Raw genomic sequence first — 13,441 nt, forward strand, 5'->3', positions numbered from 1 at the left:
TGGTGATTAAATTTCTCTCTGCATTCATTCTTCTGCTGGTTGCGGTCGTGGCGCAGGCCGACCGTATTCGCGATCTCACCAGCGTTCAGGGCGTACGGCAAAACTCGCTGATTGGTTATGGGTTGGTAGTTGGCCTGGATGGTACGGGTGACCAGACGACCCAGACGCCGTTTACCACGCAAACGCTAAATAACATGCTCTCGCAGTTGGGAATTACCGTTCCGACAGGCACCAATATGCAGTTAAAAAACGTCGCTGCGGTAATGGTGACGGCGTCACTTCCGCCTTTTGGACGCCAGGGGCAAACCATTGATGTCGTGGTGTCGTCGATGGGTAACGCCAAAAGTCTGCGTGGCGGTACGCTGCTGATGACACCGCTTAAGGGTGTCGATAGCCAGGTGTATGCGCTGGCGCAGGGCAATATTCTGGTCGGCGGCGCAGGCGCATCGGCGGGGGGCAGCAGTGTTCAGGTTAACCAATTGAATGGCGGACGGATCACCAATGGTGCAATTATTGAGCGCGAATTGCCCCGCCAGTTTGGTGCTGGCAATACCTTCAATTTGCAGCTAAATGAGGAAGATTTCACCCTGGCGCAGGAAATTGCCGATACCATCAACCGCACACGCGGATACGGCAACGCGACGGCGTTAGATGCGCGAACTATTCAGGTACGCGTGCCGAGTGGCAACAGTTCCCAGGTGCGTTTCCTTGCCGATATCCAGAACATGCAGGTCAATGTCACTCCGCAGGACGCCAAAGTGATTATTAACTCGCGTACCGGTTCAGTGGTGATGAATCGTGAAGTGACCCTCAATAGCTGCGCGGTGGCACAGGGCAACCTCTCGGTTACGGTGAATCGCCAGGTGAATGTCAGCCAGCCAGATACGCCGTTTGGTGGTGGAGAAACCGTGGTAACCCCACAAACGCAGATCGACTTACGTCAGAGAGGTGGTTCGCTGCAAAGCGTGCGTTCAAGCGCCAGCCTCAATAACGTAGTGCGCGCGCTCAATGCATTGGGGGCTACGCCGATGGATCTGATGTCCATACTGCAATCGATGCAAAGCGCGGGATGTCTGCGGGCAAAACTGGAAATCATCTGATGATTAGCGACAGCAAACTGCTGGCCAGTGCCGCCTGGGATGCACAATCGCTTAATGACCTGAAAGCGAAAGTGGGTGAAGATCCGGCGGCAAATATTCGCCCGGTGGCTCGTCAGGTAGAAGGGATGTTCGTGCAGATGATGCTGAAAAGTATGCGTGAAGCCTTACCGAAAGATGGCCTGTTCAGCAGCGAGCATACCCGACTCTACACCAGTATGTATGACCAGCAGATTGCCCAACAGATGACAGCAGGCAAAGGTCTGGGGCTGGCGGAGATGATGGTTAAACAGATGACACCAGAGCAGCCGTTGCCAGATGAAGCAACGCCAGCGGCACCGATGAAATTCCCGCTTGAAACTGTGATGCGTTACCAAAACCAGGCGCTCTCGCAACTGGTGCAAAAAGCCGTACCACGTAACTACGATGATTCGCTACCTGGTGACAGCAAAGCGTTCCTCGCGCAACTCTCGCTTCCCGCCCAACGGGCAAGCCAGCAAAGTGGTGTGCCGCATCATCTGATCCTTGCCCAGGCGGCGCTGGAATCAGGCTGGGGACAACGGCAAATCCGTCGTGAAAATGGTGAGCCAAGCTATAACCTGTTTGGCGTCAAAGCCTCCGGCAATTGGAAAGGGCCGATCACTGAAATTACCACCACCGAATATGAAAATGGCGAAGCGAAGAAAGTAAAGGCGAAGTTCCGGGTTTACAGCTCATATCTTGAAGCGCTTTCAGATTATGTCGGTCTATTAACACGTAATCCGCGTTACGCCGCCGTGACGAATGCCAAAAGCGCTGAGCAGGGGGCGCAGGCATTACAGGACGCGGGATATGCGACCGATCCTCATTATGCCCGCAAACTAACCCATATGATTCAGCAGATGAAATCGGTAAGCGACAAAGTGAGCAAAACTTACAACATGAGTATCGATAATCTGTTCTGAAGAACTCAAGTCCGGCGGGTGTCTGCCGATAATGCTCTGTAATTGAAGGCTTATAAGGAACCTCCATGTCCAGCTTGATCAATAACGCCATGAGCGGACTTAACGCGGCGCAGGCAGCGTTAAATACGGCGAGTAATAATATTTCCAGCTATAACGTTGCCGGATATACCCGCCAAACCACCATTATGGCGCAGGCCAACAGCACTCTGGGTGCAGGTGGTTGGGTTGGCAATGGTGTCTACATATCCGGTGTGCAACGTGAGTATGATGCGTTTATTACCAACCAGTTACGTGCGGCGCAAACCCAGAGTAGCGGTCTGACTTCCCGCTATGAACAGATGTCGAAAATCGACAATATGCTCTCTGGCAGCACGACCTCGCTGGCAACACAGATACAGGATTTCTTCACCAGTCTGCAAACACTGGTCAGTAACGCGGAAGATCCGGCGGCACGTCAGGCGCTGATCGGTAAAGCAGAAGGGCTGGTAAACCAGTTTAAAACCACCGATCAGTATCTGCGCGACCAGGATAAACAGGTCAATATCGCGATAGGTGCCAGCGTTGACCAGATCAACAATTATGCTAAACAAATCGCCAGTCTGAACGATCAAATCTCACGCCTGACAGGTGTGGGGGCAGGGGCGTCACCTAACGAACTGCTGGATCAACGTGATCAACTGGTGAGCGAATTAAACCAGATCGTTGGTGTAGAAGTCAGCGTTCAGGATGGCGGCACTTACAACATCACGATGGCCAATGGTTACTCACTGGTACAGGGCAGCACGGCGCGTCAGTTGGCGGCAGTACCGTCCAGCGCCGATCCTTCCCGCACGACAGTCGCTTATGTTGATAGTACTGTGGGCAATATCGAGATCCCGGAGAAATTACTGAATACCGGGCCGCTGGGCGGCCTTCTGACATTCCGTTCTCAGGATCTCGACCAGACGCGCAATACGCTCGGACAACTGGCGCTGGCATTTGCCGGGGCTTTCAATACTCAACACAAAGACGGGTTTGATGCCAATGGCGATACAGGGAAAGATTTTTTTGCCATCGGGAAACCGGCTGTGCTGGAGAATACTAAAAACCAGGGTAGTAGCGCGATCAGCGCCACGGTGACCGACGGCTCCGCGGTGCTGGCAACAGATTACAAAATCTCTTTCAACAATAATCAGTGGCAGGTCACCCGCCTTGCCAGCAATACTACTTTTACGGTGACGCCAGATACCGACGGTAAAGTTTCGTTTGACGGTCTGGAGTTGACGTTTACCGGCACACCAGATGCTAATGACAGCTTCACGTTGAAACCGGTAAGCGATGCCATCGTCAACATGGACGTTTTAATCACCGACGAAGCGAAAATCGCCATGGCGAGCGATAAAACCGCTGGTGAGAGCGATAACCGTAATGGTCAGGCGCTGCTGGATTTGCAAAGCAACAGTAAAACGGTGGGCGGGGCGAAATCCTTCAACGACGCCTATGCCTCGTTAGTGAGTGATATCGGCAATAAAACTGCTACGTTGAAAACCAGCAGTACGACGCAAGGTAATGTGGTGACGCAACTCTCTAATCAGCAGCAATCTATTTCCGGCGTCAACCTTGATGAAGAGTACGGCAACTTGCAACGTTTTCAGCAGTACTACCTGGCGAATGCGCAGGTTCTGCAGACGGCGAACGCCATTTTCGATGCGCTTATTAACATTCGCTAAGGGAGAGAAAAAATGCGTTTCAGTACCCAGATGATGTACCAGCAAAATATGCGCGGTATCACCAGTTCCCAGGCGGAATGGATGAAGTATGGCGAACAGATGTCGACGGGTAAGCGAGTTGTTAACCCTTCTGACGATCCCATTGCTGCATCACAAGCTGTCGTGCTCTCACAAGCGCAGGCGCAAAACAGTCAGTACACGCTGGCGCGTACTTTCGCGACGCAAAAAGTGTCGCTGGAAGAGAGTGTGCTTAGCCAGGTTACTACGGCAATCCAGAACGCCCAGGAAAAAATTGTCTACGCCAGCAACGGCACGTTAAGTGACGATGATCGGGCATCGTTAGCCACGGATATTCAGGGACTCCGCGACCAGTTGTTGAATCTGGCGAATACCACTGACGGTAACGGGCGCTACATTTTTGCTGGTTATAAAACCGAATCCGCACCGTTTAGCGAAGCGAAAGGTGAATATGTCGGCGGAACTGAAAGTATTAAGCAACAGGTTGATGCTTCGCGTTCGATGGTGATAGGGCATACCGGCGACAAAATTTTTAATAGCATTACCAGTAATGCGGTAGCGGAACCAGATGGTAGCGATTCTGAAACCAGCCTTTTTGCTATGCTGGATAGCGCCATCGCTGCGCTGAAAACACCGGTTGCAGATAGTGAAGCGGATAAAGAAACCGCTGCTGCGGCATTAGATAAAACTAACCGTGGCCTGAAAAACTCGCTGAATAATGTGCTCACCGTACGTGCGGAATTAGGCACACAGTTGAACGAACTGGAGTCGCTGGATTCATTAGGTAGCGATCGCGCTTTAGGTCAGACGCAGCAGATGAGTGATTTGGTTGATGTGGACTGGAACGCGACGATTTCATCTTACATCATGCAGCAAACGGCGTTGCAGGCGTCGTACAAAGCGTTTACTGATATGCAAGGATTATCGCTTTTTCAGCTCAATAAATAAGCACTTTTCAAACATATCATGAAACTGGGTATGTTTTGTCTGCCCGCTCTGGGATCGCCTGAGCGGGCATTTTTTTGCCTTATTTTTGAGTGTGGCTGGCAAGAATACCATTGGGTGAAGTTGAATATATTGATTCATAACTGAAATAAAAAAAGCCCCGGCGGTTGCCAGGGCTTGATCGCTTTGAGTTAATGATTACTCAACAGGTTGCGGACGCGCAGGGGCGGCAGAGGCATGATGCGTCGCCGTATGACCACCTGCGGCACCTTTACCTTCGAAGGCAAAGGCTGGACGCTGCCAATCACTGTGGCGCGGCGCTTCCGGAACATATTCCGGTGCCGGAGCACGTGTCATCGGCGCGGTAGCGTGGTTATGCTCTACGACTACCTCGGCTTCAACAGGGGCTACTGTTTCAACCTCTGCTGCAACTTCAGCGACCACAGGCGCGGCAGGTTGAGCAACGACTTCAGGTTCGGCAATCACAACCTCGGCAGTTTCGGCAACTTCTTCAATATCAGCCGTCTCTTCCTGCGGTTCAACCACTGGTTCTGCGTGCTCTGCAACTTCCTGCGCTACGGCAACATCAGCTTCGGCAATCACCTGCGGCTGTTCAGTTACTGCAGCGGCAATCACTTCAGGATGCGTCGTTTCAACCACTTGCGGTTCGGCAACCTGAACAGGTGCTTCTACGACTTCAGTTACTTCTTCAACAACCGGCGCGGCAATGACTGGCTCCACAGCGGCGGCGACAGGGACTTCAGTCACCATCGGCTGAACCTGTACTTCTTCCTGCTCGCGTTGTTCTTCAACCTGTACATCTTGCGGACGTACAACCGGGTAGCGGATCCAGACTTTGCCAGAGGCCAGTTCCGGAGATGCGCACGCTACAGTTAACGGCATTGGTGACTGAACCGGATAACGCTCGTCACGATAGCGGCGACGACGCTGGCCACTTACGCGCAGGTGACGAGGCGAACGACGAGAACGACGTGGCATGCCACCGTTGTCACGGTTATCGGCATTGTTCTCTTCTTGCTGTTCCGGCGCAGTTTGCGCAACCACAGGCAGCGGAACTTTTACCAGTTCAGTTCGCTGGGCAGGCGTTTCCTGCATAACAGGCTCGGCAGCGACGGTTTCTTCAACCACCGGTGCGACTACAACTTCTTCAGCAACGCTTTGCTCGTAACGCACTTTTTGGTTCAGTTGACGCTGTTTACGACGTGGTTGAACCGGACGTACACGTTCTTCCTGGTCGGTTTCCTGAACAGATGGCTCTTCAACATTCAGCGCTTTAGCTTCTTGTTGCACCTGACGTTTATCGTCGTTACGGCGACGGCTACGTTCACGACGCGGTGCTTGCTGCTCGTCAGTGGTGCGTGCTTTTTCAGTTACATCGGTCTGCTGACGGTTCTCACGAGCCTCGGCAGTCTGCTGCTGTGCCTGGCGACGATTACGACGGTTTTCTTCGCGATTATCGCTGCCCTCTGTACGCTCACTACGTGTATCGCGGCGTTCATTACGGTCACGGCGGTTGTTCTGGCGAGGCTTACGGCGATCCTGTTGGCGCTCCGGTTTTGCTTCTGCTTTCGACGCGGGTTGCTCGGCCGGTTTGGTTTCTTCGCCGCCGCTGAACAACGATTTCAGTGCGTTGAAAAGACGGCTCAACAGGCCTGGTTGTGCTGGAGCAGCAGGCGTTGTCGGCGCAGCTTTCGGTGCTGGGGCTGCTGCCGGTGCTACAGTTTCAGCCGGGGTTGGCGCTGGTGGAACATCCGGCATGGCGAAGGTTGCCAGTGCAGGTTGTTCCGGGCGTTTACGTTCAGGGAATTCTTCCTCAGAAGGTAATGCCATCGCTTCTTCATGCAGTTTTGGCAGCATGTAGCTTAAGGTCGGCGTCTCTTCTCCTTTACGCACGCGCAGCACGTGGTAGTGCGGAGTTTCCATCTGATCGTTTGGTACAATCACGCAGCGCACGCCGTCCTGACGGGTTTCAATTGCATTCACCGCAGAACGTTTTTCGTTCAGCAGGTAAGAAGCAATGGGGACAGGAACAATAGCGTGGACTTCCTGAGTGTTCTCTTTCAGGGCTTCTTCTTCAATCAGACGCAGAATAGAGAGCGACAGGGATTCGTTGTCACGCACGGTGCCAGTACCGGAGCAACGCGGGCAGACGTGATGGCTGGATTCACCCAGCGATGGGCTAAGGCGCTGACGGGACATCTCGAGCAGGCCGAAGCGAGAAATATGGCTGATTTGAATACGCGCACGATCCTGACGCACCGCTTCACGCAGACGGTTTTCTACCGCACGCTGGTGGCGTACTGGCGTCATGTCAATAAAGTCGATAACAATCAGGCCGCCGAGGTCACGCAGACGCAACTGACGAGCAATCTCATCAGCAGCTTCCAGGTTAGTGTTAAACGCGGTTTCTTCGATATCACCGCCGCGGGTTGCGCGTGCGGAGTTGATGTCGATGGCGGTTAACGCTTCGGTGCTGTCGATAACAATAGAACCACCGGACGGCAGACGAACTTCACGCTGGAAAGCGGACTCGATCTGCGATTCAATCTGGTAGTGGCTGAACAGTGGAATTTCACCCGTGTACAGTTTGATTTTGCTGCTGAAATCCGGGCGGCCCAACGCGGCGATATGCTGACGCGCCAGTTCGAGCACTTTCGGGTTATCAATAAGGATTTCACCTATGTCCTGACGCAGGTAGTCGCGGAAAGCGCGAACGATAACGTTGCTTTCCTGGTGAATCAGGAACGGAGCAGGGCGGCTTTCAGCGGCTTTTTTGATCGCTTCCCAGTGTTTCAGACGGAAGCTCAGATCCCACTGGAGCGCCTCGGCAGATTTGCCGACGCCAGCAGTACGCACGATAAGCCCCATGCCTTCAGGCAGTTCAAGGCTTGCCAGTGCTTCTTTTAATTCGGTACGGTCGTCGCCTTCGATACGGCGAGAAATGCCACCCGCGCGCGGGTTGTTCGGCATCAGAACCAGATAGCTACCCGCCAGGCTGATAAAGGTGGTCAGTGCTGCGCCTTTGTTACCGCGCTCTTCTTTATCGATCTGAACAATGACCTCCTGACCTTCACGCAACACATCTTTAATGTTGGGGCGGCCATGAGCACTGTAGTTAGCAGGGAAATATTCGCGGGCAATTTCTTTTAGTGGGAGGAAACCGTGACGTTCAGCGCCGTAATCAACAAAAGCAGCTTCCAGACTCGGTTCAATGCGGGTGATTTTACCTTTGTAGATGTTCGCCTTTTTCTGTTCATGCCCTGGACTTTCGATATCCAGATCATACAGACGCTGCCCATCTACAAGGGCAACGCGCAACTCTTCCTGCTGAGTTGCGTTGATTAACATTCTTTTCATCGTAACTTACTCATTATTCTTACATTGACGACTAAGCTGCGGGCAAAGTAACGCCTTTCCGGGTGTGAACCGATGGCCTCGTGTCTAGTCGCGTCGCCAACCTCACGGTTATCGTCAGCTCAAAGAGGCGCAGAGTGTCGGTTGCCCGTTTTTCATGCGGAAAAACAGCGCAATTATCAGAGAAACAGACTGGGTATTACTCTCCAGAAATATTTCCATCTACCGGTAAGGACTGCAACCCGCAGCCCGCTAACTGCCTGAAAGATCAATACGTCTTACGCCATTGCTGCGTTGATGATCGGTCGGGCAAAATGGGTTATTCCGTAAAATTTCTTGTTTTAACAAGGTTGGACACGGAAACGTTCTCATTATTCCACTGCAAGCCTTGTTATAGCAAGATGACTTTTACCATTTATCACCCACTTACTCACAGTTTTTTCACTTCTTGCTGGTGATTGGTTTAATAACCAGCAATTAAGTGATTGCGCTGGGAAGTAATAAGGTGCAGAACTAAATATAAGCATAGAAAAATGAGTGGCGCGAATCCTGCTGGCTATTTAGAATCGCCCACCATGAAAACAGAGACTCCATCCGTAAAAATTGTTGCTATTACCGCTGATGAAGCGGGGCAACGTATCGACAACTTTTTGCGTACCCAATTGAAAGGCGTACCAAAAAGTATGATCTACCGTATTTTGCGTAAAGGCGAAGTACGGGTGAACAAAAAACGTATTAAGCCTGAATATAAACTCGAAGCTGGCGATGAAGTGCGTATTCCGCCGGTTCGCGTTGCTGAACGGGAAGAAGACGCGGTTTCGCCGCATCTGCAAAAAGTCGCTGCGCTGGCGGATGTCATCTTATATGAAGATGATCATATTCTGGTGTTGAATAAACCGTCTGGCACAGCAGTACATGGCGGCAGTGGTTTAAGTTTCGGCGTTATTGAAGGACTGAGGGCGTTGCGCCCCGAAGCGCGGTTCCTTGAACTGGTGCATCGACTCGACCGGGACACCTCTGGTGTACTGCTGGTAGCGAAAAAACGCTCGGCGTTACGTTCTCTACATGAGCAATTACGTGAAAAAGGTATGCAAAAAGATTACCTGGCGCTGGTGCGCGGTCAGTGGCAGTCACACGTGAAAAGCGTGCAAGCGCCGTTGCTGAAAAACATTCTGCAAAGCGGTGAGCGTATTGTGCGTGTGAGCCAGGAGGGTAAGCCGTCAGAAACGCGCTTCAAAGTGGAAGAACGCTATGCGTTTGCCACGCTGGTGCGTTGTAGCCCGGTGACCGGTCGTACACACCAGATCCGTGTGCATACGCAATACGCTGGTCATCCGATTGCCTTTGATGATCGTTACGGCGACCGCGAATTTGATAAACAACTCACTGAAGCGGGAACGGGATTGAATCGTTTATTCCTGCACGCCGCGGCGTTGAAGTTTACCCATCCGGGAACGGGTGAGGTGATGCGTATCGAAGCGCCGATGGATGATGGTTTGAAGCGTTGTTTGCAGAAACTGCGTAATACGCGTTAATGCGAGCATATAAATCAGATAGTAGGCGGTAGGCCTGATAAGGCGTTTACGCCGCATCAGGCAGTCAGCACCAATTGCCGGATGCGGCGTAAACGCGTCCGGCCCATAAAATTATCCCATCAGCGGGTTTTTCCCTTCCCGACGTAACATCTGACAGAGCGCAATAAGCGGCAAACCAACCAGCGTGTTAGGGTCACGCCCTTCTAAACGCTCGAATAGCGTAATGCCAAAGCCTTCACTCTTAAAGCTACCTGCACAGTGCAGGGGATGCTCCTTACGCACGTAATTATCAATCTCCGCCTCGCTCAGATGACGGAAATGGACGTCAAATGGTTCCACTTCTGTTTGCAGATGTCCGTTGGCGGAATTATACAATGCCAGCCCGGTATAAAAGGTGACAATATTGCCGCTGGCTTTGCGTAATTGCAGGCGCGCATTTTCTTCCGTTAACGGTTTACCGGTGATTTCACCGTCAAGAACACACACCTGATCAGAACCAATAATTAAATGGTCTGGATAACGTGATGCTAAGGATTGCGCTTTTTCTTGCGCCAGTCGAAGCACCAGTTGGCGAGGTGATTCATCGCTATGCGGGGTTTCGTCGACCTCCGGCGCGGCACATTCGAAAGAGATTTGCAGTTTTTCAAGTAGAGCGCGGCGCCAGGGCGAGGTGGAGGCTAAAATAAGTTTAGACATATTTTTTTCCATCAGATATAGCGTATTGATGATAGCCATTTTAAACTATGCGCTTCGTTTTGCAGGTTGATGTTCGTTGTCAGCACTGAACGAAAATAAAGCAGTAACCCGCAATGTGTGCGAATTATTGGCAAAAGGCAACCACAGGCTGCCTTTTTCTTTGACTCTATGACGTTACAAAGTTAATATGCGCGCCCTATGCAAAAGGTAAAATTACCCCTGACTCTCGATCCGGTTCGAACGGCTCAAAAACGCCTTGATTACCAGGGTATTTATACTCCTGATCAGGTTGAGCGCGTCGCTGAATCTGTAGTCAGTGTGGACAGTGATGTGGAATGCTCCATGTCGTTCGCTATCGATAACCAACGTCTCGCAGTGTTAAACGGCGATGCGAAGGTGACGGTAACGCTCGAGTGTCAGCGTTGCGGGAAGCCGTTTTCTCATCAGGTCTACACAACGTATTGTTTTAGTCCTGTGCGTTCAGACGAACAGGCTGAAGCACTGCCGGAAACGTATGAACCGATTGAGGTTAACGAATTCGGTGAAATCGATCTGCTTGCAATGGTTGAAGATGAAATCATCCTCGCCTTGCCGGTAGTTCCGGTGCATGATTCTGAACACTGTGAAGTGTCCGAAGCGGACATGGTCTTTGGTGAATTGCCTGATGAAGCGCAAAAACCAAACCCATTTGCCGTATTAGCCAGCTTAAAGCGTAAGTAATTGGTGCTCCCCGTTGGATCGGGGATAAACCGTAATTGAGGAGTAAGGTCCATGGCCGTACAACAGAATAAACCAACCCGTTCCAAACGTGGCATGCGTCGTTCCCATGACGCGCTGACCGCAGTCACCAGCCTGTCTGTAGACAAAACTTCTGGTGAAAAACACCTGCGTCACCACATCACTGCCGACGGTTACTACCGCGGCCGCAAGGTCATCGCTAAGTAATCACGCGTCTGCGTGATGAAGCTTAGTGAGGATTTTCCCCAGGTAACTGGGGAAAGACCAAACCGGGCGGCGACGATACCTTGACACGTCTAACCCTGGCGTTAGATGTCATGGGGGGCGATTTTGGCCCTTCTGTGACAGTGCCTGCAGCTTTGCAGGCACTGAACTCTAATTCGCAACTCACTCTTCTTTTAGTCGGTAATCCCGACGCCATCACGCCATTACTTGCTAAAGCTGACTTCGAACAACGTTCGCGTTTGCAGATTATCCCTGCGCAGTCAGTTATCGCCAGTGATGCCCGGCCTTCGCAAGCTATCCGCGGCAGTCGTGGTAGCTCAATGCGCGTGGCTTTGGAACTGGTGAAAGAGGGGCGAGCGCAGGCCTGTGTCAGTGCCGGTAATACCGGGGCGCTGATGGGACTGGCAAAATTATTGCTCAAACCCCTGGAGGGGATTGAGCGTCCGGCGTTGGTGACGGTGTTACCGCATCAGCAAAAGGGCAAAACGGTGGTTCTCGATTTAGGGGCCAACGTCGATTGTGATAGCACAATGTTGGTGCAATTCGCCATTATGGGCTCTGTTTTGGCAGAAGAGGTGGTGGAAATCCCTAACCCTCGCGTGGCGTTGCTCAATATTGGTGAAGAAGAAGTAAAGGGTCTCGACAGTATTCGGGACGCCTCAGCTGTGCTTAAAACAATCCCTTCTGTCAATTATATCGGCTATCTTGAAGCCAATGAGTTATTAACTGGCAAGACAGATGTGTTGGTCTGTGACGGTTTTACAGGAAATGTCACATTAAAGACGATGGAAGGTGTTGTCAGGATGTTCCTTTCTCTGCTGAAATCCCAGGGAGAAGGGAAAAAACGGTCGTGGTGGCTACTGTTATTAAAGCGTTGGCTACAAAAGAGCCTGACGAGGCGATTCAGTCACCTCAACCCCGACCAGTATAACGGCGCCTGTCTGTTAGGATTGCGCGGCACGGTGATAAAAAGTCATGGTGCGGCCAATCAGCGAGCTTTTGCGGTCGCGATTGAACAGGCAGTGCAGGCGGTGCAGCGACAAGTTCCTCAGCGAATTGCCGCTCGCCTGAAATCTGTATACCCAGCTGGTTTTGAGCTGCTGGACGGTGGCAAAAGCGGAACTCTGCGGTAGCAGGACGCTGCCAGCGAACTCGCAGTTTGCAAGTGACGGTATATAACCGAAAAGTGACTGAGCGTACATGTATACGAAGATTATTGGTACTGGCAGCTATCTGCCCGAACAAGTGCGGACAAACGCCGATCTGGAAAAAATGGTGGATACCTCTGACGAGTGGATTGTTACTCGTACTGGCATCCGTGAACGTCATATTGCTGCACCAAACGAAACCGTTTCTACCATGGGCTTCGAAGCGGCGACACGTGCAATTGAAATGGCGGGGATCGACAAAGACCAGATTGGCCTGATTGTTGTGGCAACGACTTCTGCCACGCACGCCTTCCCGAGCGCAGCATGTCAGATTCAAAGCATGTTGGGCATTAAAGGTTGCCCGGCGTTTGACGTTGCCGCAGCCTGTGCAGGTTTCACCTACGCCCTGAGCGTAGCTGATCAATATGTGAAATCTGGTGCGGTGAAGTATGCTCTGGTCGTCGGTTCCGATGTACTGGCGCGCACCTGCGATCCAACAGATCGCGGAACCATTATCATTTTTGGTGATGGTGCGGGCGCTGCGGTGCTGGCCGCCTCTGAAGAGCCAGGAATTATCTCCACCCATCTGCATGCCGACGGCAGCTATGGTGAATTGCTGACGCTGCCTAACGCTGACCGTGTGAATCCAGAGAATTCAATTCATCTGACTATGGCAGGCAACGAAGTCTTCAAGGTCGCGGTAACTGAGCTTGCGCACATCGTTGATGAGACGCTGGCGGCGAATAATCTTGACCGTTCTCAACTGGACTGGCTGGTTCCGCATCAGGCGAACCTGCGTATTATCAGCGCAACGGCGAAAAAACTCGGCATGTCGATGGACAATGTCGTCGTGACCCTGGATCGCCACGGTAATACCTCTGCTGCTTCTGTGCCTTGTGCACTTGATGAAGCGGTACGCGATGGGCGTATTAAGCCTGGTCAGTTGGTCCTGCTTGAAGCCTTTGGCGGTGGGTTTACCTGGGGCTCCGCGCTGGTTCGTTTCTAGGATAA

The 13,441-nt window shown here is 52.0% G+C and carries 11 protein-coding genes; 9 read left to right on the forward strand and 2 right to left on the reverse strand.

Going from position 1 to position 13,441, the window contains the following annotated elements; translation table 11 throughout:
- The first annotated feature begins 2 nt into the window (after positions 1–2).
- From flgI to flgL, 4 genes are all read left to right on the forward strand, one after another.
- A complete protein-coding gene (gene flgI, locus A31E_RS17075; RefSeq protein WP_016248590.1) occupies positions 3–1,100 on the forward strand; it encodes a flagellar basal body P-ring protein FlgI in 1,098 nt (365 codons plus the stop codon).
- The gene (gene flgJ / locus A31E_RS17070; protein ID WP_001516180.1) at positions 1,100–2,041 is read left to right on the forward strand and encodes a flagellar assembly peptidoglycan hydrolase FlgJ; all 942 of its coding nucleotides are present in this window, start codon (positions 1,100–1,102) and stop codon (positions 2,039–2,041) included. The genes flgI and flgJ overlap by 1 nt, the downstream gene beginning before the upstream one ends.
- Before the next feature lie 65 nt (positions 2,042–2,106).
- Positions 2,107–3,750 (forward strand): flagellar hook-associated protein FlgK, encoded by a 1,644-nt coding sequence (gene flgK / locus A31E_RS17065; RefSeq protein ID WP_016248591.1) that lies wholly within the window; start codon positions 2,107–2,109, stop codon positions 3,748–3,750.
- Between the two features lie 12 nt (positions 3,751–3,762).
- Complete coding sequence (flgL, locus tag A31E_RS17060) at positions 3,763–4,716, forward strand: flagellar hook-associated protein FlgL (protein WP_001212793.1); 954 nt, start codon at positions 3,763–3,765, stop codon at positions 4,714–4,716.
- 195 nt (positions 4,717–4,911) lie between these two features.
- Here the strand turns inward: flgL and rne are convergent, their stop codons facing one another.
- Positions 4,912–8,091 carry a ribonuclease E gene (gene rne, locus A31E_RS17055; protein ID WP_001516183.1) on the reverse strand — a complete coding sequence of 1,060 codons (3,180 nt, stop codon included), beginning with the start codon at positions 8,089–8,091 and terminating at the stop codon, positions 4,912–4,914.
- A 572-nt stretch (positions 8,092–8,663) separates the two neighbouring features.
- Here rne and rluC point away from each other — a divergent pair.
- Entirely contained in the window at positions 8,664–9,623 is a 960-nt protein-coding gene (rluC, locus tag A31E_RS17050; RefSeq protein ID WP_024191859.1) for a 23S rRNA pseudouridine(955/2504/2580) synthase RluC, read from the forward strand.
- A 111-nt stretch (positions 9,624–9,734) separates the two neighbouring features.
- Here the strand turns inward: rluC and yceF are convergent, their stop codons facing one another.
- On the reverse strand, positions 9,735–10,319 hold the full coding sequence (gene yceF, locus A31E_RS17045) for a 7-methyl-GTP pyrophosphatase (RefSeq protein WP_001516185.1): 585 nt from the start codon (positions 10,317–10,319) through the stop codon (positions 9,735–9,737).
- A 198-nt stretch (positions 10,320–10,517) separates the two neighbouring features.
- Here yceF and yceD point away from each other — a divergent pair, with 198 nt between their 5' ends.
- From yceD to fabH, 4 genes are all read left to right on the forward strand, one after another.
- On the forward strand, positions 10,518–11,039 hold the full coding sequence (gene yceD, locus A31E_RS17040; protein ID WP_001174477.1) for a 23S rRNA accumulation protein YceD: 522 nt from the start codon (positions 10,518–10,520) through the stop codon (positions 11,037–11,039).
- Between the two features lie 51 nt (positions 11,040–11,090).
- Complete coding sequence (gene rpmF / locus A31E_RS17035) at positions 11,091–11,264, forward strand: 50S ribosomal protein L32 (protein ID WP_000290727.1); 174 nt, start codon at positions 11,091–11,093, stop codon at positions 11,262–11,264.
- A gap of 80 nt (positions 11,265–11,344) precedes the next feature.
- On the forward strand, positions 11,345–12,415 hold the full coding sequence (gene plsX / locus A31E_RS17030) for a phosphate acyltransferase PlsX (RefSeq protein ID WP_000197582.1): 1,071 nt from the start codon (positions 11,345–11,347) through the stop codon (positions 12,413–12,415).
- A 67-nt stretch (positions 12,416–12,482) separates the two neighbouring features.
- Entirely contained in the window at positions 12,483–13,436 is a 954-nt protein-coding gene (gene fabH, locus A31E_RS17025) for a beta-ketoacyl-ACP synthase III (RefSeq protein WP_000288127.1), read from the forward strand.
- Positions 13,437–13,441: the final 5 nt, after the last annotated feature.

The sequence above is a fragment of the Escherichia sp. KTE159 genome (assembly GCF_000408805.1).
Classification (GTDB): Bacteria; Pseudomonadota; Gammaproteobacteria; order Enterobacterales; family Enterobacteriaceae; genus Escherichia; species Escherichia marmotae.